This is a genomic window from Methylobacterium sp. CM6246 (genome assembly GCF_054818005.1).
The window spans coordinates 5302873-5325402 of sequence record NZ_JBTXKY010000001.1; the positions used below are offsets into that span (position 1 = coordinate 5302873).

At 68.4% G+C, this 22530-nt stretch carries 24 protein-coding genes; 10 read left to right on the forward strand and 14 right to left on the reverse strand.

The features are described 5' to 3' along the window. Positions 1-101 precede the first annotated feature (101 nt). Positions 102-755: a GntR family transcriptional regulator gene (locus tag ACYQPG_RS25555; RefSeq protein WP_147906916.1), complete on the reverse strand. Its 654-nt coding sequence runs from the start codon at positions 753-755 to the stop codon at positions 102-104. 195 nt (positions 756-950) lie between these two features. Here ACYQPG_RS25555 and dctP point away from each other — a divergent pair, with 195 nt between their 5' ends. The 4 genes from dctP (at position 951) to ACYQPG_RS25575 (ending at position 4350) form a co-directional block, all read left to right on the forward strand. Continuing rightward, complete coding sequence (gene dctP / locus ACYQPG_RS25560; RefSeq protein WP_147937527.1) at positions 951-1973, forward strand: TRAP transporter substrate-binding protein DctP; 1023 nt, start codon at positions 951-953, stop codon at positions 1971-1973. Continuing rightward, positions 1970-2659, forward strand: a complete 690-nt coding sequence (locus tag ACYQPG_RS25565; protein ID WP_419830560.1) for a TRAP transporter small permease — start codon at positions 1970-1972, stop codon at positions 2657-2659. Before dctP ends, ACYQPG_RS25565 begins: the two co-directional genes overlap by 4 nt. Then, positions 2659-4011 (forward strand): TRAP transporter large permease, encoded by a 1353-nt coding sequence (locus tag ACYQPG_RS25570; RefSeq protein WP_461231987.1) that lies wholly within the window; start codon positions 2659-2661, stop codon positions 4009-4011. Before ACYQPG_RS25565 ends, ACYQPG_RS25570 begins: the two co-directional genes overlap by 1 nt. A gap of 75 nt (positions 4012-4086) precedes the next feature. Next, positions 4087-4350 carry a hypothetical protein gene (locus ACYQPG_RS25575; RefSeq protein WP_147906920.1) on the forward strand — a complete coding sequence of 88 codons (264 nt, stop codon included), beginning with the start codon at positions 4087-4089 and terminating at the stop codon, positions 4348-4350. A gap of 449 nt (positions 4351-4799) precedes the next feature. Here ACYQPG_RS25575 and ACYQPG_RS25580 read toward each other — a convergent pair whose 3' ends face one another. Together ACYQPG_RS25580 and ACYQPG_RS25585 are read right to left on the reverse strand one after the other, a co-directional pair. Then, positions 4800-4931, reverse strand: a complete 132-nt coding sequence (locus ACYQPG_RS25580; RefSeq protein WP_281406478.1) for a hypothetical protein — start codon at positions 4929-4931, stop codon at positions 4800-4802. 59 nt (positions 4932-4990) lie between these two features. After that, positions 4991-5203 (reverse strand): hypothetical protein, encoded by a 213-nt coding sequence (locus tag ACYQPG_RS25585; RefSeq protein ID WP_147937529.1) that lies wholly within the window; start codon positions 5201-5203, stop codon positions 4991-4993. 281 nt (positions 5204-5484) lie between these two features. Between ACYQPG_RS25585 and ACYQPG_RS25590 the strand changes: the two genes are divergently transcribed. Then, complete coding sequence (locus tag ACYQPG_RS25590) at positions 5485-5952, forward strand: YbaK/EbsC family protein (protein ID WP_419830562.1); 468 nt, start codon at positions 5485-5487, stop codon at positions 5950-5952. 9 nt (positions 5953-5961) lie between these two features. On the opposite strand, the gene ACYQPG_RS25595 is transcribed toward ACYQPG_RS25590, so the two are convergent. From ACYQPG_RS25595 to ACYQPG_RS25615, 5 genes are all read right to left on the reverse strand, one after another. Continuing rightward, on the reverse strand, positions 5962-6774 hold the full coding sequence (locus ACYQPG_RS25595) for an enoyl-CoA hydratase/isomerase family protein (protein WP_461231988.1): 813 nt from the start codon (positions 6772-6774) through the stop codon (positions 5962-5964). Between the two features lie 26 nt (positions 6775-6800). Further along, the gene (locus tag ACYQPG_RS25600; protein WP_419830563.1) at positions 6801-8021 is read right to left on the reverse strand and encodes a CaiB/BaiF CoA transferase family protein; all 1221 of its coding nucleotides are present in this window, start codon (positions 8019-8021) and stop codon (positions 6801-6803) included. A gap of 7 nt (positions 8022-8028) precedes the next feature. After that, positions 8029-9321, reverse strand: coding sequence for an MFS transporter (locus ACYQPG_RS25605; RefSeq protein ID WP_147906925.1), 1293 nt, complete (start codon positions 9319-9321; stop codon positions 8029-8031). 221 nt (positions 9322-9542) lie between these two features. After that, the gene (locus ACYQPG_RS25610) at positions 9543-10787 is read right to left on the reverse strand and encodes a nitrate/nitrite transporter (RefSeq protein WP_419830564.1); all 1245 of its coding nucleotides are present in this window, start codon (positions 10785-10787) and stop codon (positions 9543-9545) included. Positions 10788-11291: 504 nt separating this feature from the next. Further along, positions 11292-11501, reverse strand: coding sequence for a hypothetical protein (locus tag ACYQPG_RS25615; RefSeq protein WP_246691966.1), 210 nt, complete (start codon positions 11499-11501; stop codon positions 11292-11294). A 359-nt stretch (positions 11502-11860) separates the two neighbouring features. Here ACYQPG_RS25615 and ACYQPG_RS25620 point away from each other — a divergent pair, with 359 nt between their 5' ends. After that, positions 11861-12805 carry a L,D-transpeptidase gene (locus ACYQPG_RS25620; RefSeq protein ID WP_419830565.1) on the forward strand — a complete coding sequence of 315 codons (945 nt, stop codon included), beginning with the start codon at positions 11861-11863 and terminating at the stop codon, positions 12803-12805. 24 nt (positions 12806-12829) lie between these two features. Here the strand turns inward: ACYQPG_RS25620 and glpX are convergent, their stop codons facing one another. The 3 genes from glpX to ACYQPG_RS25635 form a co-directional block, all read right to left on the reverse strand. After that, the gene (glpX, locus tag ACYQPG_RS25625; RefSeq protein ID WP_147906929.1) at positions 12830-13813 is read right to left on the reverse strand and encodes a class II fructose-bisphosphatase; all 984 of its coding nucleotides are present in this window, start codon (positions 13811-13813) and stop codon (positions 12830-12832) included. 145 nt (positions 13814-13958) lie between these two features. Then, complete coding sequence (locus ACYQPG_RS25630) at positions 13959-15275, reverse strand: homoserine dehydrogenase (protein WP_147906930.1); 1317 nt, start codon at positions 15273-15275, stop codon at positions 13959-13961. 98 nt (positions 15276-15373) lie between these two features. Then, on the reverse strand, positions 15374-16060 hold the full coding sequence (locus ACYQPG_RS25635; protein ID WP_461231989.1) for a ceramidase domain-containing protein: 687 nt from the start codon (positions 16058-16060) through the stop codon (positions 15374-15376). A 134-nt stretch (positions 16061-16194) separates the two neighbouring features. Between ACYQPG_RS25635 and xth the strand changes: the two genes are divergently transcribed. Then, positions 16195-16989 (forward strand): exodeoxyribonuclease III, encoded by a 795-nt coding sequence (xth, locus tag ACYQPG_RS25640; RefSeq protein WP_147906932.1) that lies wholly within the window; start codon positions 16195-16197, stop codon positions 16987-16989. A gap of 71 nt (positions 16990-17060) precedes the next feature. Here xth and ACYQPG_RS25645 read toward each other — a convergent pair whose 3' ends face one another. Continuing rightward, on the reverse strand, positions 17061-17675 hold the full coding sequence (locus ACYQPG_RS25645; protein WP_419830567.1) for an NIPSNAP family protein: 615 nt from the start codon (positions 17673-17675) through the stop codon (positions 17061-17063). 174 nt (positions 17676-17849) lie between these two features. On the opposite strand from ACYQPG_RS25645, the gene ACYQPG_RS25650 reads away from it, so the two are divergent. The 3 genes from ACYQPG_RS25650 (at position 17850) to ACYQPG_RS25660 (ending at position 19839) form a co-directional block, all read left to right on the forward strand. Continuing rightward, positions 17850-18356, forward strand: coding sequence for a peptide deformylase (locus ACYQPG_RS25650; RefSeq protein WP_419831085.1), 507 nt, complete (start codon positions 17850-17852; stop codon positions 18354-18356). A gap of 111 nt (positions 18357-18467) precedes the next feature. Beyond that, entirely contained in the window at positions 18468-19091 is a 624-nt protein-coding gene (locus tag ACYQPG_RS25655) for a glutathione S-transferase family protein (RefSeq protein ID WP_419830568.1), read from the forward strand. 124 nt (positions 19092-19215) lie between these two features. Next, positions 19216-19839 carry a glutathione S-transferase family protein gene (locus ACYQPG_RS25660; protein WP_147906936.1) on the forward strand — a complete coding sequence of 208 codons (624 nt, stop codon included), beginning with the start codon at positions 19216-19218 and terminating at the stop codon, positions 19837-19839. A 31-nt stretch (positions 19840-19870) separates the two neighbouring features. Here the strand turns inward: ACYQPG_RS25660 and ACYQPG_RS25665 are convergent, their stop codons facing one another. Both ACYQPG_RS25665 and ilvD read right to left on the reverse strand, forming a co-directional pair. Continuing rightward, positions 19871-20773 (reverse strand): tetratricopeptide repeat protein, encoded by a 903-nt coding sequence (locus tag ACYQPG_RS25665; RefSeq protein WP_147906937.1) that lies wholly within the window; start codon positions 20771-20773, stop codon positions 19871-19873. Further along, positions 20760-22490: a dihydroxy-acid dehydratase gene (ilvD, locus tag ACYQPG_RS25670; RefSeq protein WP_147906938.1), complete on the reverse strand. Its 1731-nt coding sequence runs from the start codon at positions 22488-22490 to the stop codon at positions 20760-20762. Before ilvD ends, ACYQPG_RS25665 begins: the two co-directional genes overlap by 14 nt. Positions 22491-22530: the final 40 nt, after the last annotated feature.

Here is a 22530-nt window from a genome sequence, read left to right on the forward strand (position 1 = left end):
TCTCGGGACGAACATGCCGATAGCTCCACTTCTAGTCGAGTCGGATCGGCAAGCTAAGCAATCGTAGCCGGGGTTTACGGTTAAGCTGTCCCCCCGCACGCTCAAGCGGCGCTCGGCGTCCGGAGTCCGGCCAACAGATCTGTGAAGCGGTCGCCCTGGACGATGACGTGGCTGCGCAGGGCTTCGGCCGCCGCGACTTCGTCGCCGGCCATGATCGCGGCCACGATCCCCTCATGCTCGGCCAACGATTGCGGAAGCCGCTGCCGGACCCGTAGTTGCAACCTGCGGTAGGGCGCAAGCCGACGGTGCAGCGATAGGGCCTGCTCGGCCAGGAAGGCGTTGCGGCTCGCCCGGTAGACCACCGTATGGAACACGTAATTCTCGGCGTAGTAGCTCTCGGTATCTTCCTGGGCCATCGCTGCCTTGCAGCCGGCGAGCGCCGCCTGCAGGGCCTCCGAATCCTCGGGGACCAGGCGCCGGGCGGCGAGACGGCCGCAGGCCGCCTCGATCTCCGCCATGGCCTCGAACATCGCAAGCAGGAGATATGGCTCCGGCGCGCTCACGATGGCGCCCCGCCGCGGCTTGGCCTGGACCAGGCCGGTCGCCGCCAGTTGCAGCAACGCCTCCCGGATCGGCGTGCGCGAGACGCCGAAGCGCAAAGCCAGCTGGTTCTCATCGAGGCGCGACCCGAGCGCGAGATCGCCCGAGACGATCTCGTCCTCGATCCGCTGCCTCAGGCGCTGGGCGTGACTCATCCCTCCGGTCCCTCTGCGCCGACCATGGACGCTGCCTGCTTCGGCTTCCTGAAACACCGGCCGACGTTCCGCCAGTCACATATGCTTCAGTGTTGACAAAATATACAAGAGCGTCTTTCGTGCATACAAGCGCAGCATATCAGTATTGCGACGCACAAAATTGATGCCGCCAAGTGTGCGGTGCGGGAGAACGCCATGACGCCAACACGTCGTTCGCTGGTTGCAGCCGCCCTCGCGGCGCCCGCCATCCTGAGATTCGGCCTCGGCGCCGCGCAAGCCGCGACCGTGCTGAAGCTGTCCCACCAGTTCCCGGGCGGGACCATCGACGAGGGCGATTTCCGGGACCGGATGTGCCGAAAATTCGCCCAGGCGGTCGGCGAGCGCTCGAAGGGCGCGCTGGAGGTTCAGGTCTATCCGGGCTCCTCCCTGATGAAGACGAACGCCCAGTTCGGCGCCATGCGCAAGGGCGCGCTCGACATGTCGCTCTACCCGAGCCCCTACGCGGGCGGCGAGATCGCGGAGCTGAACATCGGCCTGATGCCGGCGCTCGTGACCTCCTACGCGCAGGCTCTCGCATGGAAGTCGGCGCCGGTGGGCCGCAAGCTCACAGAGCTGCTGGAGTCCAAGGGGATCGTGCTGGTCTCCTGGGTCTGGCAGGCCGGCGGTGTCGCCAGCCGCGAGCGGGGGCTGATCGCGCCGGCCGACGCCAAGGGCATGAAGGTCCGCGGCGGCTCCCGCGAGATGGACCTGATGATGAAGCAGGCCGGTGCCGCCACCCTGTCGATCCCGTCGAACGAGTCCTACGCTGCGATGCAGACCGGGGCCTGTGACGCGGTGATCACCTCGTCCACCAGCCTGATCTCGTTCCGCCTGGAGGAGCTCGCGAAGGCGCTGACCTCGGGCCGTGAGCGCTCCTACTGGTTCATGCTCGAGCCGATCATGATGTCCAAGACGGTGTTCTCCGGCCTGCCGAAGGACCAGCAGGACCTGATCATGGCTGTCGGTGCCGAGCTCGAATCCTTCGGGCAGGCCGGCGCGAAGGAGGATGACACCCGGGTGGAGGCGATCTTCTCCAAGGCCGGCGCCAAGGTCTCGCAGCTCGACGAGCAGTCGCTGAGCCAGTGGCGCGAACTCGCCCGGGAGACCGCCTGGAAGGACTATGCCGGCCGCAACGCGAGCTGCGCGGAGTTGCTGAAGCTGGCGGAGCAGGTCGCGTGAGCCACGGCTTCGACGCCGCCACCGCGATCCCGGACGGCAAGGGCGCAGAGGAGCCGCGCCTTCCCGGCCTGCTCGGCCTGTTCGACCGGGCGCTGCGCGGCATCAACCGCGTGATCCTCGGCCTCGGCGGCCTCTGCCTCGTCGGCGCCTGCCTAGTGCTGAGCCACAGCGTCGTTGTCCGCTACCTCCTGAAGGAGCCCACCGACTGGCAGGACGAGATGGCGGTCTTCCTGATCGTCGGGGCGACCTTCTTCTCCGCCGCCGGGGTCCAGGCCAAGCGCGGTCACGTCGCGATCGAGGCGCTGACCGGGCTGCTGCCGCCGGCGGTCAACCGGGTCCGGCTGCTGCTGGTAGACGTGATCAGCCTGATGTTCTGCCTGTTCTTCGCCTGGAAGAGCTGGTCCCTCGACCACGAGGCCTGGGTCGACGGCCAGACCTCGCAATCGACCTGGGGGCCCCCGCTCTGGATCCCCTACACGCTGATGGCCGCCGGCATGAGCCTGCTGTGCCTGCAATTCGTCCTGCAGATCGCCGAGGCTCTGCTCTACGGGCCGCGGGCGGCGGGCTGGGCCAAGCCGAAGATCGGCATCGGCGCCGACGTCAACAAGGATATGCGCGACGCGCCCGCGGTCACCCCGCAGGGGCCCGATCCGATGGGCCGGACGGTCGACGCGAGGGTCAAGTGATGAGCACGGCGGCGATCGGCTTCCTGTATGCGGGAGCCACCCTCGGGGCGATGCTGTCGGGCATCCCCATCGCGTTCGCGCTCGGCGCGGTGGCGCTGGCCTTCATGGTCGCGTTCATGCCGAGCGCCTCCCTCGATACGGTCGCGCAGAACGTCTACGAGGAGATGGCCTCGATCACCCTGCTGTCGATCCCGCTGTTCATCCTGAAGGGCGCGGCGATCGGGCGGTCCCGGGCGGGCCAGGACCTCTATTCGGCGATGCATGCCTGGATGCATCGCATCCCCGGCGGCCTCGGCATCGCCAACGTCTTCGCCTGCGCGTTGTTCGCCGCCATGGCGGGCTCGAGCCCGGCGACCTGCTCGGCAATCGGCTCCGCCGGCATTCCGGAGATGCGCAAGCGCGGGTACTCGCCGGGCTTCGCCGCCGGGATCATCGCGGCCGGCGGGACCCTCGGGATCCTGCTGCCGCCCTCGATCACCATGATCCTGTACGCGGTCGCCTCGGAGCAATCCCTCGGGCGCCTGTTCCTGGCCGGGATCGGACCGGGGCTGTTGCTGGTCGCCCTGTTCGCCAGTTGGGCGATGTACCGGTTCCGGTCGGAATTCACCGCCGCCAAGGCGGTGCTGGAGCGCGGCGGACCGGCCTCGCCGATCCTGGCCGACGAACAATACAGCATGGCCCAGCGCTTCTCGACGTTGCCGCGGGTGCTGCCGTTCGTGGTCCTGCTCACCGGCGTGATGGTGGCGCTCTACGGCGGCTACGCCACGCCCTCGGAGACGGCCGGTCTCGGCGGCCTGCTGGCGCTCGGCCTGATCGCCGCGATCTACGGCGTGTGGCGGTTCCGGGACGTCAGCCCGATCCTGATCGCGACGTTGCGGGAATCGACCATGCTGATGCTGATCATCGGCATGTCGCTGCTCTACGCTTACGTGATGAGCTACCTGCACCTGTCGCAATCGGCCGCGGCCGCGATCGTGGCGATGCAGCTCTCGCCCTGGGTGCTGCTGGTGACGATCCTCGGCCTGGTGATCGTGCTCGGCTTCTTCCTGCCGCCGGTCTCGATCATCCTGATGACCGCCCCGATCATCCTGCCGCCCCTCAAGGCCGCGGGCTTCGACCTGGTGTGGTTCGGAGTGGTGATGACCATCACCATGGAGATGGGGCTGATCCACCCGCCGGTGGGCCTCAACATCTTCGTCATCAAGAACATCGCCCCCGACATCCCGCTCTCGGACATCATCTGGGGCACCCTGCCCTTCGTGATCCTGATGGCGGCGGCGATCCTGATCCTGTGCCTGGTGCCGGGGATCGCCATGTGGCTGCCGGACCTGCTCCTCGCTACGACGCGGTAGCGCCGGACTTCCCAACAAACGGCGGTGCCGGTAACCTTCGCTGTGTGACCGGCGCCGCTGCCCTATCTATTCGAGATGACCGACCTTCAGACCATCCAGATGCTGCACACGGCGAACGTGATCGCCGAGGACGAGATCGACGCCAGCGTCGAGGCGTTCCTCGCCGGGGCGGTGGGCGAGCCCTACCGGTTCCGCAGCGGCCACCGGCTGAACCTCGTCAAGGCGGTGCGCAGCCATCCCGGTGCCCAGGAATTCGTCGGGCGCGCCAATGTCGGCACGCAGTTGAAGCGGCCCTTCGTGCGGGCGGCGATCCTGCAGGCACGACCGTTGAAGGGGTGAAGGCGGGGCGGCGGGTCCCGAGCGTGTTCGAGGAGGCTGTGCCGGCCCGCTCAGGTCATCCTGAAGGACTTCCCGCTAAGAGCGCGTAAGATTCGGGGGGATGAGCCAAAGAGCGTGGTGGGGCTCTTCTCCCGTGCGCGCAGGCGGATCCGCCGCTCGGGCCGGGCAATACGGGGGCGGGATGGAACGTGGGTCCCCTCGCCCGCACGGAGAAGGCCGCGCGTGGCGGCCCAAAGAGGCCGCGTTTTAGGACGTCGCGTTGTTCGGGATGAGGGATCCCGCACCGGTTTCCGGTGCGCAAGCCCGTGGGCGACCGCACCGAAACGCGGTGCACGGTCGGTTAAAAACCCTCGAAATCCGATCTCGCCAGACGTGGTTTTTAAGTCTGGCAACGCTGCCGGCATCGCGCGTTGTACAATGCCGACACGCGCGAACCGATCCGCTTGAATTCAGCGTCCCTCGGACTTCTTAACGGCCGCCGAGACGGGGTTCTTCTGCGACGGGGCCGCCGCATTCATCTTCGGCACCGCCTTCTTGGGCTTCTTCGTCTCACGATTGCTACGCTGCTTCTCGGAGGCCATGGTGTCGATCCTTCGGTTCGAGGCGGGTGACGTGACGGCGCGGTCGCGGCAGCGATGGCCTACGGTTTGACATGCGCGATGAAGCGCCCGCGGGCCCAGAGCTCGATGCGGTGACCGTCTAGCAGGGTGGTGGCGTGGCGCTCGGCCGCGTCGTCATCCAGGGCGTCCACCGGGACGGTCGAACGGACGCTGCCATTCGGGGAGAACCGGTAGGCCTGGTAGGTCGTCGGCGCACCGGACGGGGTGGCCGGGAATACGAGGAGGTTTGCCATGTCTTCGTCCGCCGATCACAGGCGGGGACATGCCGTCCTCAGTCACCGGAGCCTGTTGCCGCTCTTCCGGTAATGCAATGAGCCTGCGCCCAAACCGCCGCAAAAGATAGTCGCTTCGCGGCGGCGCATCCCGATTCAGCGCGGAGTTGGCTGCAGGTCAAACTGCAGCGCTTTCCCCGCCACGCCCGCATCCTCTATGAACGGCGACGCGGGTGTTCCGGATGCTTCGCTGATCTATCGGCCGCCCTCGCCACGGCCTGCGTTACCCGAAGGACACCTTCATGAGTCTTGAGACGGTCCGCGCGTTCTTCGCCGACAAGGCGCCCGACATCGCGGTCATCGAGCTGTCCACCCGCACTGCGACCGTGGCGGAAGCCGCCGCCGGCCACGGGGTCGCCCCGGCTCAGATCGCCAAGACGCTCTCGATCCGCATCGGCGATCAGGTCGCCTTGGTGGTGACCCGCGGCGACGCGCGCCTCGACAACAGGAAGGCGAAGGCCGTGTTCGGTGGCAAGGTCCGGATGCTCGATCTCGGCGAGGTCGAAGCGCTCACGGGCCACCCGGTCGGCGGGGTCTGCCCGTTCGGGCTGGCCGCGCCGTTGCCGGTCTATTGCGACGTCTCGCTCCGGGCCTTCGACGAGGTCGTCCCGGCGGCCGGCAGCACGAACAGCGCCGTGCGCATCACCCCCGGCCGCATGGCCGAATTGACCGGGGCCGTCTGGGTCGATGTCTGCCAGGAGCCCGGGTGAGCGAAGGGCTCAACGGCCGCTCCATTCCGGCGTGCGCTTGCCCAGGAACGCCTCCATGCCCTCCCGAAAATCCCGGCTCATGTAGCACAGCAGGATCAGGTCATCGCCGGGATGCGGCGCGCCGTCGGCGGTCGGCTCCTCCTCGGCGAGGCGGCGCAGGCCTTCCTTGGTGGCCTGCATGGTGAGCGGCGCGTGGCCGGCGAGCAGCTGTGCCAGGGCGTCGACGCGGTCGGTCAGCGCCGCGCGGTCGTCCACCACCTCGCCGACGAGGCCGATGGACAGCGCCTCCTCGGCGCCCACGAGGCGTGCGGTGAAGATGATGTCCTTCACCCGCGCCGGACCGATCAGCCCCGAGAGCCGCTTGAGATTACCCTGGCTGAGGCAGTTGCCGAGGGTTCGGGCGATGGGGAAGCCGAATCGGGCGTCGCGCGTGGCGATCCGCAGGTCGCAGGCCGCCGCTATGGCGGCGCCACCACCCGTGCAGGCGCCGGCGATCGCCGCGATGGTCGGCACCCGCAGCCGTTCCAGGGCGCCGAGCACCCGGTCCATGAAGCGCTCGTAGCCCAGCGCGTCCTCGGCGGTCTCGAAGCTGCGGAACTGGGCGATGTCGGTGCCGGCCGCGAAGGCCTTGTCGCCGGCACCGGTGATGATCAGCGCCTTCACGGCCGGATCGGCGGCGATCGCATCGCAACAGGTGATCAGCCCCTGGTACATCGCGAAGGTCAGCGCGTTTCGCGCCTGCGGCCGATTGAGGACGATCCGGGCGATCCCGGCCGCGTCGGTGGTGAACAGCAGCTCGTCGGTGGCGGGCGTGGCACTCATCGCTGCGTCTCCGGGTCGGGGAGGATTCAGGCCGCGGTCTCGCGGACCACGCCCCTGTCGATCAGGCCGTCGATCTCGGCGGCGGTGTAGCCCGCCTCGCCCAGGATCGCTCGGGAATGCTCGCCGAGCAACGGCGCAGGTCCGTGGACCCGACCGGGCGTGTCGGAAAACTTCACCGGCAGACCGAGCGTCTTCATGCGGCCGACCCGGCTGTGCTCGACCTCTACCACCATCTCGCGGGCGAGCGTCTGCGGGTCCCGGTGCATGGCGTTGACGTCGAGCACCGGCCCCGCCGGGACGCCCCCGGCTTCGAGGCGTCCGAGCCAGACCTCCGACGTCTCCGCGGAAAAGATCGGCGCCAGGGTGGCGGCGAGTTCGTGGCGGTTGGCCATGCGGTCGCGGTTGAGGGCGAAGCGCGGATCCTCGGCCAGGGCCTCGGCGTCGATCGCCTTGAGCATCCGCAGCCAGTTGGTCTGGTTGGCCGCCCCGATGGTGATCCATCCGTCGGCGGTCGCGAACGCCTCGTAGGGGGCGTTCAGCGGATGGGCCGAGCCCATCGGCCCCGGGGCGATCCCGGTGGCCATGGCGATGGCCGACTGCCAGTAAGTGTGGGTGATCCCGGCCTCGAACAGCGAGGTGTCGACCGCTTGGCCCCGTCCGGTCTTCAGCCGGTGCACATAGGCCGCGAGCACGCCCATGGCGGCCAGGATCCCGGCGGTGATGTCGGTCACCGGCGGTCCGCATTTCATCGGCGGCCGGCCGGGGCCCTCCCCGGTCACCGACATCAGACCGCTCATCCCTTGCGCGACCAAGTCGAACCCGGCGCGGTCGGCATAGGGTCCAGTGCGGCCGAAGCCCGAGAGCGAGCAGTAGACCAGTGCGGGAAACTCCTGCCGCAGGGTGTCGTAGCCAATGCCGAGGCGCTCCATGGTGCCGCCGCGGTAATTCTCGATCAGCGCGTCGGCCGTCCCGAGCAGCCGGCGCAGCACCGCCAAGCCGTCCGGGTTCTTGAGATCGAGGCTCAGCCCGCGCTTGCCGCGGTTCATCATCATGTAGGCGGCGCTCTCGCCCTCGAGCGCCGGGGGGACGGTGCGGCGGGTGTCGTCGCCGTCCATCTTCTCGACCTTGATGACCTCCGCGCCCATGTCGGCGAGCATCAGGCCGCAGACTGGGCCGGCCATGATGTGAGCCAGCTCGATCACCCGCATGCCGGCGAGCGGCCCGGACCGTCCGGTCGTCTCCACCATCGCGGCGCTACTCCCCGGCCGGCGCGGGCGCCACGGGACCCACCGGCCCGGTGACGGGGTCCACGAACTCGCGCTCGGGATGCATCGTGAAGGCGAGGGCCGCCCCGAGCAGGCAGAGACCGACCGAGCCCACGAACGGCAATGTCCAGCTCCCGGTCAGGTCGACGATGAGCCCGAACACGATCGGTGAGACGATCGCCGCAATGGCCGACCCGGTGTTCATCAGCCCGCTGGCGGTGCCGGCATATTTCGGCGCGATGTCCATCGGCACCGACCAGATCGGGCCGATCACCAGCTCGGCGAAGAAGAAGCCGGAGGACAGCAGCAGCGCCACCAGGGTCAGGTCGCGGGTGAGGAACACGCCCGCCAGGCTCGCGGCCGCGCCGAGGAAGCCGACCACGATCACCGACAGGCGGGCGAGCTTCACGTTGCCGGTGCGATGGAGGATCGAGTCGCTCAGCATGCCGCCGACCGTATCGCCGACGACGCCGGCGAAGAAGACCCCCGACGCGAACAGGGCCGAGTTCTTCAGGTCAAGGCCGTAATTCTCCTTGAAGAAGCTCGGAAGCCAGCCGAGGAACAGCCACAGGGTCCAGCCGTAGCAGAAATACGTGATCGTCACCGGCAGCATGCGCCGGGCAAGCGGTCCCCACGGCACCGATTGCTTCGCGCCGACCTTGCGCGGCGGCGGCAGCGCGTCGAGTTCATCGGCGGTGATCTTCGGGTGATCGGACGGATCGTCTCGGAAATACAGGTACCAGATTACCACCCATACGAAGCTGATCCCGCCCAGGATCACGAAGCTGGTGCGCCATCCGAAATGGTACATCAGGAACGCCACGATCGGCGGCGCCACGGCGTTGCCGAGCCGGGCGAAGGCGTGGGTGATGCCCTGCGCGAAGCCGCGCCGGCCCGGCGCGGTCCAGTTCTGCATGGCCCGGGTTGCGGTCGGGAAGGTCGCGCCCTCACCGAAGCCGAGCAGTACGCGGGCCAGGAACAGGCTGACGATGCCGCCGACCAAACCGGTCAGGATCGTGGCCGAGGCCCAGACCAGACCGCAGACCAGCAGCGTGCGCCGCGCCCCGAACTTATCGCCGACGGAGCCGCCGATCACCTGGAAGATCGCGTACGGGTAGGCGAAGGCCGACAGGATCAGACCGAAGTCGGTCTTCGACATGCCGAATTCGCGGATGATCTCGGCGCCGGCGGTCGCGATGTTCACGCGGTCCAGATACGTGATGAAATACATCACGCAGAGCAGGCCGAGCACGGCGTTGGTGGCGCTGACGCGCTTCAACATCGACCATTCCTCCCTCGGAAACGCCGCGTTTCGCGGTCGCCTCGCGCCCCGTCCGGAGGGACGTGCGCATTTTGGTATTCGTTATTCAAACGCCTCTTGCACCGGAAGGCAACCATGCGTCGAGGGGACCCAGCACGAATTCAATTTGAGCGCCTCGAACGAAAAACGGGAGCCTTGCGGCTCCCGTTGGACGTTTGCGGGTCTGGATCGTGTCGGTTCCGTCAAACCGTCGCTGGCTGGAGCTGACCGGTCTCCGCCTCGCCGCCCAGCGCCTTGCCGCGCGGACCGACCCAGCTACCGACCCACTTGCGCTGCCACAGCATCAGGCATCCGAGCACCGCGGTCGTGAACACCGCGTAGCCGACGAAGCCGAGTGAGAACGAGCCGGTGTACTGCTTCGAGAGGCCCATGACGTTCGGCAGGATCGCGCCGCCCAGCGCCCCGACCTCGCCGATCATCGAGCCTGCGACGGCGGTGTTGGCCGGCCAGCGCAGGGGCACGAGCTGGAACAGGGCGCCGTTGCCGGCACCGAGCGCCGCGAAGCAGAGCATGAACAGCAGCGTGGTCACGGCGAGCGAGGGCGTCGCCATCAGCGACAGGAAGGTCGCGATCGCCGCGAGCAGCACCACCGATAGGACCGCGATCCCGCCCATCCGGTCGGCGTAATACCCGCCGACGATCCGGATGCCCGAGCCCATGAAGGCCGCCAGCATGGTCAGGCGGCCGGCCTCCACCTTGGTCACCGAGAACTGCTCATAGAAGAAGGTCGGCAGGAAGTTCGACAGGCCGACGAAGCCCCCGAAGGTGATCACGTAGATCAGCGAGAACGCCCAGCCGTCCTTGGTGAACAAGCAGGAGACGTGCTCCTTGAACGACTGGTGCGCGGTATCCGGCGGCTCCTTGGCGAACACGATCATGACCGCGAGCGGGATCAGCATCACCACGCCCGCGAAGGCGTAAGTGGTCTGCCAGCCGTAGGCCTGCGCCAGCGGCGGGGCGAACAGCACGGCCAGCACGGTTCCGGAATTGCCGGCCCCCGCAATGCCCATCGCCAAGCCCTTGTGCTCAGCCGGGAACCAGCCCGAGCCGAGGGACAGAGCCACGCCGAAGGAGGCGCCCGCGATGCCGAGCAGCACGCCCATGGCGAGCACATCGTTATACGAGGAGACTGCGAAGAAGCCGTAGGCCATCGCCATCATGATCACGGTCATCTCCGTGATCGCAGCGTTCTTCCGGCCGATATACTGGGCGAGGATTCCGAGCGGGAAGCGCATCAGCGCGCCGGCCAAGATCGGGAGCGAGATCATGAACCCGGTCTGAGCCGGCGTAAGCTTGTAGGTCTCGGTGATGAATGGGCCCATGGCGCCGTTCAGGACCCAGATGGCGAAGCAGAAGTCGAAGTAGAGGAACGCCGCAAACAGTGTCGGGGGGTGACCCGACTTCATCGCCGTCTTGAAGCTGGCCATAGCTGGTGCTCGTCTAAGTGAGGCGAACCGCTACGCGGTCGCTCATGCCGGGGATCCGGACTCACACCGTCCGCTGTTTGGAGCGTCGTTGCTCCACCGCCGCAGCAGGGCGCGGCGCTTCGGCAATGCAGCATGCGTGCCAAATTTTTTGGGGGCGCCACAGGGTTCTTGAGATCGCTCTGGCCAGTACGGCCTTCAATCGGCCCACGCCGTCGTTCAAACCGCAGCGAAGCTCACCAGCGCGATCCCGGACCGGGGTGTTTTCCTCGGTTGCTTCGCCGCGATTGCACTGACAGGCGAGACGCAGCTGGCCCCACGCCACCCGGGATGAGGTGGCGTGGGGCGCTATGCGCGAACGAGACTTTGCGTGCTGTCACGACCGTCCGGCAACGCATCCGACCTAAAAAAACACGATCTCGGCCGACGGCAGCATTGGCGTCGATCCGGGCAACCCTGCCCCGGAATCGGGCGATCCGCGAAACCGCGCGCCTCAGCGGTGCCCCCTCAACGGCACGAAACGACGGTACGGACGATCCAACCCTCCTGGGGCACCCAGAACTTGCGACGGGCGCGGCCGCACTCGCGCTCGGGCTGGGTCCCCGACGTCCAGGTCCCGGCCGGCTCGGCGACCTTGGTCGGCTCCGCCGTCGCGGCCCGGCGGGCCTGCGCGCTCGGTCCGACAACCAGCGCCGCAACCAGAATTGTAGCGCTCACCAAAACACGCGCGTGCACGACCAAGACCTTTCGCCCGACGAAAATGCCGTTGGCTGGCATCAACCGGAGGTTGCTGGCCGGCGCAAGGCCGGTGCCGCTCGGAACCGGATTCGTCCCGCCCGTTCCTGCATCAGGGTGAACGGCGGGGCAGGCGGTTGAGGCAGGAACGCAACACAAGTGCGGAGAAGTACACGCGGCGACAGCAGACTTCACCCGGTGAGGACGCATGCAACTTGGCGATGCCGCAGGATCTTTGCTAAGGCCTGGAATGAGCTTGGCTGCGTATTCGTGCTGGCCTGCTCGATCGCGCGCCGCCGCACGCTCCCGGTGACGCCGCGCCATCCAGGGAAAACCGCGCCATGTCCGCCCCGTTCCGCCGCCTGTTCCTGGCCGGCTTCACCGTCCTCGCGCTCGCCTCGACAGCACACGCTCAAGGTCGCGGCCCGGTCGCCGAATCCGGGATCGATGGGTTCGGCGACGACGGACAGCTCTATCAGGACCAGAACGGCGCGTTCTACGTCCGCCGCGGCGACCGCTACCTGCCCTATACCGGCCGCCCGCCGGTGGTCCGCCCGGCTCCTCAGGCCGCCCCGGCGCCGCAGGCGGCCCCGGTCTACGCTCCGGATTTCGACGATCCGACCGCGCTGCCCCGGCGCGCCGCCGGAACGCCACCGGCCGAGGGTCTCTCCCCGATCGAGGCGGCGAAGGCGAAGGCCGTGCTGCGCGCGCCCGACGACGGTCCGATCGACTACGCCAAGGCGTATGGGCCGATCCCGGACGACGTATTCCCGGTCCAGGCCTTCAACTACAAGAAGATGAACCCGGCCTACCTCCGGCAGGAGATCGCCTATAACGGCCCCTACGAGCCGGGCACGATCATCGTGGACCCGCGGGCCCACCAACTTACCCTGGTCGAGCAGGGCGGCCGCGCCCGCCGCTACGGCGTCGGCGTCGGCAAGCAGGGCTTCTCGTGGTCCGGCACCGCCACGGTCAATTCCAAGCAGGCCTGGCCGGATTGGTACCCGCCCAAGGAGATGATCGCCCGCAGCCCGAAGCTCGCCAGCGAGGTCGACAAGCTGCAGAGCGGCCTCGGCGTCGCGGGCGGCCTGCGCAACCCGCTGGGCGCGCGCGCCATGTATCTCTGGCAGGGCAACAAAGACACGCTGTTCCGCATCCACGGCACCCTCGAGCCGTTCTCGATCGGCAAGAGCGTGTCCTCGGGCTGCATCCGGATGATCAACCAGGACGCGATCGACCTGTTCAGCCGGGTCAACGTCGGCTCGAAGGTCGTCGTCCTGAACTGATTTTTTCGGATTTGGGGAGCAGCGTCAGGCCAGGGTGCGGCGGTGCTCCCCCAGGATCCGCCGGACCGTGCCGGCCTCCGAGCGGTAGACCACCGTCTCGGTCTGGATCCGGTCGGGCCGGAAGCGGACGCCGCGGAGCAGAGCGCCGTCGGTCACGCCTGTGGCGGCCACGATCACGTCGCCGCTGGCGAGATCCACCAGATCGTATTTCCGGTTGAGGTCGTCGATGCCCATCTCGGCAGCGCGGCGGCGGCGCTCGGCCGTGTCCAGGATCAGCCGTCCCTGCATCTGGCCGCCGATGCACCGCATGGCTGCAGCCGCCAGCACCCCCTCGGGGGCGGCACCGGTGCCGAGATAGATGTCGATGCCGGTCTCGCCCGGGCTCGCCGTGAAGATGATGCCGGCGATGTCGCCGTCCGAGATCAGCCGCACCGCGGCGCCCGCGGCGCGGACTTCCGCGATCAAGCCCGCATGCCGGGGGCGGTCGAGGATCAGCGCGGTGATCTGATCGGGATCGACGCCCTTGGCCCGGGCCAGCGCCGCGATGTTGTCGGCGGGGCTGGCGTCGAGATCGACCAGACCGGGCCGGTATCCGGGGCCGATGGCGATCTTCTGCATGTAGACGTCGGGGGCGGCCAGCAGCGAGCCGCGCTCGGCCATGGCCATCACGGCGATCGCACCCGGCATGTCCTTGGCGCAGAGGGTCGTGCCCTCGAGGGGATCGACCGCGATGTCGACCTCGGGCCCCTCCCCCTGGCCGAGCTGCTCGCCGATGAACAGCATCGGAGCCTGGTCACGCTCGCCTTCACCGATCACCACCGTCCCGCGGATCGGCAGGCTGTTGAGCTCCGCCCGCATCGCGTCGACAGCGGCTTGATCGGCGGCCTTCTCGTCGCCCTTGCCCCGCAGCCGGGCCGCCGCGATGGCGGCACGCTCCGTGACGCGGGCGAGTTCGAGGGCGAGCGTGCGCGGAACGCCACGCGGTTCGGACTTGGGGGCCACGGCCATCGCTTCCTGCCTCTGTCCGGGTCCGATCTTGAAGTCGGATCCCGGTTTGATCGTCGTCGACCAACGCCTGTCAGCCTACGCGCGCCGCGAAAGTATCACCTATCTTGCATCAACATTGCGGCATATGCCGAGTCTTTGTGCACTCTTATTCACGCTCGATGCGGATGACCTGCGGCGGCTCGGCCAGCAGGCCGTCGGCGCCGATCGCGTCGAGTGCATCGCGGATGTTGCCCTCGGTGGCCGCGTAGGTAATTAGCACCAGCGGCACCGGCCGGCCCGAACGTCCGCGGGGATCCGTCCCGGCGCTCTCGGTGCGGCGCTGCAGGATACTCTCCAGCGAGATCTCCCGCTCGGCCATCCGCTGGGCCACGCCGGCGGCGACGCCGGGGCGATCGTGTACAGTCAGCCGGATGTAATAGCCGCCCTCGTGCCGCTGCATCTCGACCCGCTCGCTGGCGCGCATCGACGCCGCCGGCACCCCGAAGGTCGGGCGGACGATGCCGCGCGCCACGTCGGCGATGTCGGCGACCACTGCAGAAGCCGTCGCCTCGCCGCCGGCGCCCGGGCCGATCAGCGTCAGCTCACCGACTGCGTCGGCGTCGATCGTGACCGCGTTGGTCACGCCCATCACCTGGGCGATCGCGGAGGATTTGGGGACCATGGTCGGGTGGACGCGCTGCTCGATCCCGGCCTCGGAGGCCTGGGCGACGCCGAGCAGCTTGATCCGGTAGCCGAGCTCGTCGGCCATGCGCAGGTCGAGGGGCTGCACCCGAGAGATGCCCTCCACCGACACGCCGTCCGCGTCGATGACGGTGCCGTAGGCGAGGCTCGTCAGGATCGCGAGCTTGTGGGCGGTATCGAAGCCCTCGACGTCGAAGGTCGGGTCCGCCTCGGCGTAGCCCAGCGCCTGCGCGTCCTTGAGACAGGCCTCGAAAGTCAGGCCCTCGCGCTCCATGCGGCTGAGGATGTAGTTGCAGGTGCCGTTGAGGATCCCGTAGACGCGCGCCACGGCGTTGCCGGGCAGGCCCTCGCGGAGGGTCTTGATCACCGGGATACCGCCGGCTACCGCGGCTTCGTAGGCGAGCGCGACGCCGTTCGTCTCGGCGAGCGCCGCCAGCGCCGCGCCGTGTCGGGCGAGCAGAGCCTTGTTGGCGGTCACCACGGTCTTGCCGGCCTGCAGCGCCGCCTCGACCACGGCCTTGGCAGGCCCCTCGGCGCCACCGATCAGCTCGACCACGCAGTCGATCTCGCCGGAGCGGGCGAGCGCCACCGGATCGTCGAACCAGGTCACGCCGGCCAGGTCGAGGCCACGGTCGCGGGTCCGGTCACGGGACGACACAGCGGCGACGCGGATGTCGAGGCCGGAGGCGGTCAAGGTGTCATGGCGGCGGGCGATCATCCGGACGACGGACGCGCCGACGGTGCCGAGCCCGGCGACGCCGATGCGGTAGCTCACTGTCATGATTCCTTCCGTGCACGGGACTCGCGATGAGCCGGGTCACCGATGCGGCGCATCTGTGCAAGAATTCCGTCCGGCCCGCAACAAAACCGCCCGCGCCCTCATTCGACCGCGTCGCGGTGCCGGACCGCCGTGACGACCAGGGCGTAGAGGACGACGGCATTGAGTACGTGCCAGAGCGCGTGCGTGCCGGTCGGCAGCGCCGCGCAGACGGATCGGTCGAGGGTGCGGGCGGTCAGCGAGACCAGGAACAGCACGCCGATCTCCGTGAGCCGCCGGCCGGTGCCGACGAAGCGGTGCTCCGGCCGATCGAGCGCCGCCACGGTGAACAGGGCGAGCGCCGCGGGCACATAGTCGATCGATCCGTTGGTCAGGGCGGAGATATCGGACCCGCTCAGCCCGTCGAGGGTGGGGACAAGGGTGAAGCTGAACAGGACGAAGCCCGCAGTCGCCGCCTCCACCCGGATGCGCGGCAGCCGCAGGATGCGATGGAGCGCCAGCGCCAGGTAGGCGACGATGAACAGCGTGATCGGGATGATGTCGGCATACATCGCCCAGGTCACCGCCAGGGTGTGGAACAGGAACGATCCGCATCCGACGACGGCGATCAGCCCGGCCAGTCCCAGGCACGCGCGGTCCGGCGTCCTCGCGGCGCGGGCCCGGCGCGCCGCGGCCGCGGCGGCCAGCAGGAAGGCGGCGTTCGACGCCGCGTTGACCGGCTCGGCCCAGACCTCCGGCCCGGTCCGCTCGCAGTAAGCCATGACCGGCTCGAACCACCCCATCGTCATCCTGGCGTCTATATCGCCCCGATCTTGCGCCGCCATGGCCTTGTCAGCGCGGCGCGAAGCGCGGATGACGCTTCAGCCGCTCCGGGACCAACTTTGGCGGCGAGCGCTCCAGACGGCGACCGGGAAGCGAGGCGATGCGGATCACGACCTGGAACGTCAACTCGATCAAGCAGAGGCTGCCGCATCTGCTCGGCTTCCTCGACGAGGCGAAGCCCGACGTGGTCTGCCTGCAGGAGCTGAAATGCCAGGACGAGGCGTTCCCGCGTGCCGAAGTCGAGGGTGCCGGGTACGCGGTCGAGACGCTGGGCCAGAAGGCCTATAACGGCGTGGCGCTGCTGGTTCGGGCGCCGCTCGAGATAAGCGAGATCCGGCGCGGACTTCCGGGCGACGAATCCGATGAGCAATCGCGCTACATCGAGGCGCTGATCTCCGGCGCCGAGACCAGACCGGTGCGGGTCGCCTCGATCTACCTGCCGAACGGCAATCCGGTCGACAGCCCGAAATACCCCTACAAGCTCGGCTTCATGGAACGGCTGCGGATCCACGCGCGCGCCCTCATGGAGGACGAGACCGCCGTGGTGCTCGCGGGCGACTACAACGTCATCCCGGAACCCGCCGACGCGGCCGACCCGGAAGCGTGGCGCTCCGACGCGCTGTTCCTCCCCGCAACGCGGGCGGCGTTCCGCGCCGTCCTGGCCGAGGGCTACACCGACGGCCTGCGCGCCTGCGATCCGCGCGACGGGCTCTTCACCTTCTGGGACTACCAGGCGGGCTGCTGGCAGCGGAACGCCGGCATCCGCATCGACCACCTCCTGCTGTCGCCGCAGGCCGCCGACCGTCTGGTCTCGGCCGCCGTGCAGAAGCACCTGCGCGGCCTGGACAAGCCGTCCGATCACGTACCGGTGACGGTAGAGCTGACGGCTGGCTGAAAGCCCCACGCAGGGACGGTCCTTCGTGCCATCCGGTCGCGATGGCGCCGCGAATCTGCGAGACTGCGGGCTCAGCTCAACGGCGAGACTCCCTGCGGCAGCGCGATCGTCGAGGTCGCTTCGGCGATCTGGTCGGGACCGCCCTTCGGCGGCCAGACACCCGCGCCGTAGGCGTTGGCGCGCAATGCGGCCCGCTCCTCCAGGCTGGCTAAGGCCCAGATATGCGTGATGCGCGAAGCGCCATCGAGGGCGTAGAGGTTCACGACGAGATGCTCGGTATACGGACGGGCCGGCTCGATCGCCGCCTCCCAGCCCGCGAGCGTTGCCGGCAGGCCGCCGGGCTTGAGGCGGTAGGTCCGGACTTCATAGACCCCACCCCGATATCCGGTGCGGATCGGCGGTAGGAAGGGGAACGGCGCGTAGCTGTCCATCTCCAGCGCGGTCACCACGCGTCCCGCATGAAACGGGTTGGCACTGAGAAGGGCGCGCCGACGCTCGGCCGTCATGTCTTCCGGCGCCTCGAACCCGCGCAACACGATGATCCGCCCCAGCGTGCCGAACTCCGTGCGCCAGCAGCCGATCACCTGTCCCTTCGCGTCACCGTCCTCAACCCAGGCCCGGACGCCGTCGCCAGCCTCGCCGAGCGCCAGCAACGGGCAGGAGAGCGTGGCAAGTTCGTACAGCATGGCGGCCTCGACGGATCGGTAGGTCCAAAGCGCGCGCGAGCGGTTCGGTTTCACGCCAGCGCATTTGCATCCGTGGCTGATCGGGTCCTAATCGCCCTTCGACGACCACCCGCGCCGCCCGCCTTCCATGCAAGCCGCACGCATTTTGCATCGCTTCAGGTGAACCAACCGACCATGCCGGCCCGCCCTCTCGTCCTGTTCCCCGACCCGAAACTCTCGCTGCCGGCACAACCGATCGATGCGTTCGGACCCGAAACGAAAGCCGTGGCCGACGACGTGGCGGACACGCTTTCCGCCGTGAGCGCCATGGGCCTGACGGCACCGCATATCGGCATCCTCGCGCGGATCGTGGTGGTCCGTATGTCGCCGGACGAGGATCTGCGCATCTACGTCAACCCGGTGATCCTCTGGGCCTCCCCGGAGACCGCGCCGCATGAAGAGGGCAGCGTCAGCATGCCCGGCGTGCGCGAGCGCATCACAAGGCCGAGCCGGATCCGCTTCAACTACCGCGACCTCGACGGCGCCGCCCACGAGGAGGAGACGGACGGCTTTTCGGCCGCCGTGATCCAGCATGAGATCGATCAACTCGACGGTATATTCTGGATCGACCGCCTATCTCGTTTGAAACGGGATCGTCTCATCAAACGGTTTGAGAAGTCGAACGCCTCGAGATCAAGATGATCGTGAGTGGAACACGACGAATTGGTCGACGTGAAACGATGACATCGCCACCGATTGCATCGCTGCCGGCAACAGCTCAAGAGCGATGCCGGTTCATCGGGGGATTCGACCATGATCGTCTACGGCAGCAGCCTCTCGCCCTTCGTGCGAAAAGTCCTGGTGGCATTGGTCGAGAAGGGTATCCGCTATCAGCACCGGCCGGTGGCGCCGCAATCGGACGATGCCGCATTCCGGGCGGCGAGCCCGATCGGCAAGATCCCGGCGATCGAGCATGACGGCTTTCGGCTGGCCGATTCGAGCGCGATCCTCGATTATCTCGAGCGCCTCACCCCGCAGCCCGCGCTGATCCCGGCCGATGCGCAAGGGGCTGCCCGCGCCCGCTGGTTCGACAAGTTCGGCGAAGTCGAGCTGGATCGGAAACTCTCTGTCGTGTTCGCGGAGCGCTTCCTGAAGCCCCGGGTGCTCAAAATCCCGGGTGACGACGCGCTGGCGCAGCAGGCGCTCGACACGGATCTGCCGCCCCTGTTCGACTACCTCGAATCGCAGATCATTGGGCCGTTCCTGGTGGGCGGCAGCTTCGGGATTGCCGACATCGCGGTCGCGGCGCCGTTCCACAATCTCCGGCTCGCCAAGGTTCAGGTGGATTCCAGTCGCTGGCCGAAGCTCGCCGGCTGGGTCGCGCTGACGCTCGACCGGCCGTCCTTCGTGACGGCGATTACCGCGCCGGCTTGGTGAGGCGACCGGGCCGCGATCACGGAGCGGTGACCGTGACGCGGTCGGCGCACCGGCGATCGGCCCTATCTGCCATGCAGGGGCAGGCGGATCGATATCCGGCCGTCGCGTCCCCGATGGAGTTGTAATGATCGTCTACGGTACCGGCTACTCGCCCTACGTCCGCAAGGTCCTGGTCTCGCTCACCGAGAAGAACGTGCCCTACGAGCACAGGCCGGTGATGTTCCACGCGCCCGATTCGGATTTCCGGGCGGCGAGCCCGCTGGGGAAGATCCCGGCGATCGAGGATGGCGGGTTCAAGCTCGCGGATTCCTCGGCGATCCTCTGGTATCTCGAGCGCAAGCACCCGACCCCGGCCCTGGTGCCCTCCGACCCACAGGCCCTCGGCCGCGCGGTCTGGTTCGACAAGTTCGGCGATACCGAGCTGTTCGGAAAGCTGATCGTGCCGTTCGTCGAGCGGATCCTGAAGCCCAACATGATGGGCAAGCCCACCGACGAGGCCGCCGTCACGAAGGCGCTCGACGCGGATCTACCGCCGCTGTTCGATTATCTGGAGCGGCAGATCTCGGGCCCCTACCTCGTGGGTGACGCCTTCAGCATCGCCGACATCTCGATCGCCACAGGTTTCTACAATTTCCACGTGGCCGATGCGCAGATCGATGCCGGCCGCTGGCCCAAGCTTGCGGCCTATATCGCCGAGACCCTGGCACGTCCGTCGTTCAAGACCGCGCAGGACGCCAAGAAGGGCTGAGGCAAGTCGGCGGCGGCGTCAGAGCAGGGCTCTAATGCCGCCGTCGGATCGAGCCGACGGTCTGGAGCTGGCTCTGCGCCTCGGCTCGGTCGTCCTCGTTGGCGGCAGCCCAGTTCTTGTCGTAGAGCGCGACGATCCAAGCGTCCTTGCGGCCCTCCGCGCCCTCGCGGGCGAGCGATAGCCACATCAGGCCTTTCACGCGCTGGACCGGCACGCCGCCCAACCCGTTCATCAGCATGTCGCCGAGCAGAGCCTGCGCCGGGTGGTGCCCCTTCTCGGCCGCAAGATTGAACCAGCGAGCGGCCTGCCGGGGATCCGCCTCGACCCCGGTGCCGTCGAGGTAGAGCCGGGCCAGGTTGTACTGCGCGTTCGGCTCGCCGTAATACGACGCCGCGTAGTTGAACATGTCGTAGGCGCGCTCGGGGTTCGGACGCACGTAGGTGCCCTTGATCCCCTCGAGGAAGTAGGTGCCGAGCGCCGTGAACGCACTGCCGGTGACCGCCGAGTTCTGCGGATCGGGACCGTCGTCGGTGCTGGCGTCGGCGATCCGGGAGAAGAACTCGAACGCCTTCAGGTCGTCATGGGGCACGCCGTCGCCCTCGGCGTACATCCGGCCGAGCTTCCAAAGGGCCAGTGCATGGCCCTGCCCGGCGGCGTATTCGAGGGCGCGGGCGGCGCCCTGCTTGTCGCCGGCATTGTACTCGCGCACCCCGGCCCGCAGCGCGTCCTTGGCCGACCGGTAGCTCTTGTCCGCCACGGGCACCTGGACCGGCGCGCGGACGCTGGCATCGAGCGCGCGCGGCGCATCCGTGGGCAGGGCGAGCAGGATCAGGACGCCGGCCGACGCCGCGATCCTGGCGATCAGGCGGGACCGACCGGGATCGGCCCCGGCCGGCGCCCTGCGCCGGCTGAGGTCAGTCCTAGACGTCCGCATAGCTCTCCAGCTCCTTGGCGCCGCCCGGATGGGTGACGGCGCCGTACAGCGCCGGGCCGACGCCCTGCGCGTATTTCCACAGATACCCGGAGGTCGCCGAGTTGGTCCGCGGCGCCCAGGCCTTGCGGCGCTCGGCGAACTCCGCGTCCGACAACGCGACGTTGAGCGTGCCCTGGATCGCGTCGAGGGTGATGATGTCGCCGTCGCGGATCAGGCCGATCGGCCCACCGACCGCCGCCTCGGGGCCGACATGGCCGACGCAGAAGCCGCGGGTCGCGCCGGAGAAGCGCCCGTCCGTGATCAGCGCGACCTTGTCGCCCATGCCCTGGCCGTAGAGGGCCGCCGTGGTGGACAGCATCTCGCGCATGCCGGGGCCGCCACGCGGACCCTCGTAGCGGATGACGAGGACATCGCCTTCCTTGTAGGTGCGCGACTGCACCGCCTCGAAACAGGCCTCCTCGCCGTCGAACACCCGTGCCGGGCCGGTGAAGACCTGTTTCTCGGCCGGCATGCCGGCGACCTTCACGATCGCGCCCTCGGGGGCGAGGTTGCCCTTGAGGCCGACGACGCCGCCGGTCGGGGTGATCGGGCGGTTGGCCGGATAGACCACGTCCTGGTCGGGGTTCCAGGTCACCCGGTCCATGTTCTCCGCGATGGTGCGGCCGGTGACCGTCAGGCAGTCGCCGTGCATGAAGCCGTGGTCGAGCAGGGTCTTCATCAGCAGCGGGATGCCGCCGACCTCGAACATATCCTTGGCGACGTAGCGCCCGCCGGGCTTGAGGTCGGCGATGTAGGGCGTGCGCCGGAAGATCTCGGCGACGTCGAACAGCGTGAATTCGATGCCGCATTCATGCGCGATCGCCGGCAGGTGCAGGGCCGCGTTGGTCGATCCACCGGAGGCGGCGACCACGGTGGCGGCGTTCTCGAGCGCCTTGCGGGTGACGATGTCGCGCGGGCGGATCTGCTTGGCCAGCAGCTCCATCACCTTCTCGCCGGCGGTGGCGCAGAACTTGTCCCGGATCTCGTAGGGCGCCGGGGCGCCGGCCGAATAGGGCAGCGCCAGGCCGATTGCCTCGGAGACGGTCGCCATGGTGTTGGCGGTGAACTGCGCGCCGCAGGCGCCGGCCGACGGGCAGGCGACCTGCTCCAACTCGTCGAGGTCCTCCAGGCTCATGTCGCCGACCGCGACCTTGCCCACAGCCTCGAACAGGTCCTGCACGGTGACGGGCTTGCCACGGAACGAGCCGGGCAGGATCGACCCGCCGTAGATGAAGATCGACGGCACGTTGAGGCGGACCATCGCCATCATCATGCCGGGCAGCGACTTGTCGCAGCCGGCGAGGCCGACCAGGGCATCGTAGGCGTGGCCGCGCATGGTTAGCTCGACCGAGTCGGCGATGACCTCGCGGGACGGCAGCGAGGCGCGCATGCCGCCATGGCCCATGGCGATGCCGTCCGTGACCGTGATGGTGCAGAATTCACGCGGGGTCCCATGGGCCGCCGCAACGCCCTTCTTCACCGCCTGCGCCTGGCGCATCAGCGAGATGTTGCAGGGGGCTGCCTCGTTCCAGCAGGAGGCGACACCCACCAGCGGCTGGTGGATCTGCTCCCGGGTCAGTCCCATCGCATAGAGATAGGAGCGATGCGGGGCCCGATCCGGCCCCTCCGTGACGTGACGGCTGGGCAGCTTCGACTTGTCGTTCAACCGCGTGTCCATCAACCCGAACCAAGCCTTCGCGCCGCCAGTCCCGAGGGTG

What these genes read in the sequence shown, in the direction of transcription:
- ACYQPG_RS25555 (WP_147906916.1), bottom strand. Translation starts at nt 755, where the DNA reads ATGAGTCACGCCCAGCGCCTGAGGCAGCGGATCGAGGACGAGATCGTC.
- dctP (WP_147937527.1), top strand. Translation starts at nt 951, where the DNA reads ATGACGCCAACACGTCGTTCGCTGGTTGCAGCCGCCCTCGCGGCGCCC.
- ACYQPG_RS25570 (WP_461231987.1), top strand. Translation starts at nt 2,659, where the DNA reads ATGAGCACGGCGGCGATCGGCTTCCTGTATGCGGGAGCCACCCTCGGG.
- ACYQPG_RS25575 (WP_147906920.1), top strand. Translation starts at nt 4,087, where the DNA reads ATGACCGACCTTCAGACCATCCAGATGCTGCACACGGCGAACGTGATC.
- ACYQPG_RS25580 (WP_281406478.1), bottom strand. Translation starts at nt 4,931, where the DNA reads ATGGCCTCCGAGAAGCAGCGTAGCAATCGTGAGACGAAGAAGCCCAAG.
- ACYQPG_RS25585 (WP_147937529.1), bottom strand. Translation starts at nt 5,203, where the DNA reads ATGGCAAACCTCCTCGTATTCCCGGCCACCCCGTCCGGTGCGCCGACG.
- ACYQPG_RS25590 (WP_419830562.1), top strand. Translation starts at nt 5,485, where the DNA reads ATGAGTCTTGAGACGGTCCGCGCGTTCTTCGCCGACAAGGCGCCCGAC.
- ACYQPG_RS25595 (WP_461231988.1), bottom strand. Translation starts at nt 6,774, where the DNA reads ATGAGTGCCACGCCCGCCACCGACGAGCTGCTGTTCACCACCGACGCG.
- ACYQPG_RS25600 (WP_419830563.1), bottom strand. Translation starts at nt 8,021, where the DNA reads ATGGTGGAGACGACCGGACGGTCCGGGCCGCTCGCCGGCATGCGGGTG.
- ACYQPG_RS25605 (WP_147906925.1), bottom strand. Translation starts at nt 9,321, where the DNA reads ATGTTGAAGCGCGTCAGCGCCACCAACGCCGTGCTCGGCCTGCTCTGC.
- ACYQPG_RS25610 (WP_419830564.1), bottom strand. Translation starts at nt 10,787, where the DNA reads ATGGCCAGCTTCAAGACGGCGATGAAGTCGGGTCACCCCCCGACACTG.
- ACYQPG_RS25620 (WP_419830565.1), top strand. Translation starts at nt 11,861, where the DNA reads ATGTCCGCCCCGTTCCGCCGCCTGTTCCTGGCCGGCTTCACCGTCCTC.
- glpX (WP_147906929.1), bottom strand. Translation starts at nt 13,813, where the DNA reads ATGGCCGTGGCCCCCAAGTCCGAACCGCGTGGCGTTCCGCGCACGCTC.
- ACYQPG_RS25630 (WP_147906930.1), bottom strand. Translation starts at nt 15,275, where the DNA reads ATGACAGTGAGCTACCGCATCGGCGTCGCCGGGCTCGGCACCGTCGGC.
- ACYQPG_RS25635 (WP_461231989.1), bottom strand. Translation starts at nt 16,060, where the DNA reads ATGACGATGGGGTGGTTCGAGCCGGTCATGGCTTACTGCGAGCGGACC.
- xth (WP_147906932.1), top strand. Translation starts at nt 16,195, where the DNA reads ATGCGGATCACGACCTGGAACGTCAACTCGATCAAGCAGAGGCTGCCG.
- ACYQPG_RS25645 (WP_419830567.1), bottom strand. Translation starts at nt 17,675, where the DNA reads ATGCTGTACGAACTTGCCACGCTCTCCTGCCCGTTGCTGGCGCTCGGC.
- ACYQPG_RS25650 (WP_419831085.1), top strand. Translation starts at nt 17,850, where the DNA reads ATGCCGGCCCGCCCTCTCGTCCTGTTCCCCGACCCGAAACTCTCGCTG.
- ACYQPG_RS25655 (WP_419830568.1), top strand. Translation starts at nt 18,468, where the DNA reads ATGATCGTCTACGGCAGCAGCCTCTCGCCCTTCGTGCGAAAAGTCCTG.
- ACYQPG_RS25660 (WP_147906936.1), top strand. Translation starts at nt 19,216, where the DNA reads ATGATCGTCTACGGTACCGGCTACTCGCCCTACGTCCGCAAGGTCCTG.
- ACYQPG_RS25665 (WP_147906937.1), bottom strand. Translation starts at nt 20,773, where the DNA reads ATGCGGACGTCTAGGACTGACCTCAGCCGGCGCAGGGCGCCGGCCGGG.
- ilvD (WP_147906938.1), bottom strand. Translation starts at nt 22,490, where the DNA reads ATGGACACGCGGTTGAACGACAAGTCGAAGCTGCCCAGCCGTCACGTC.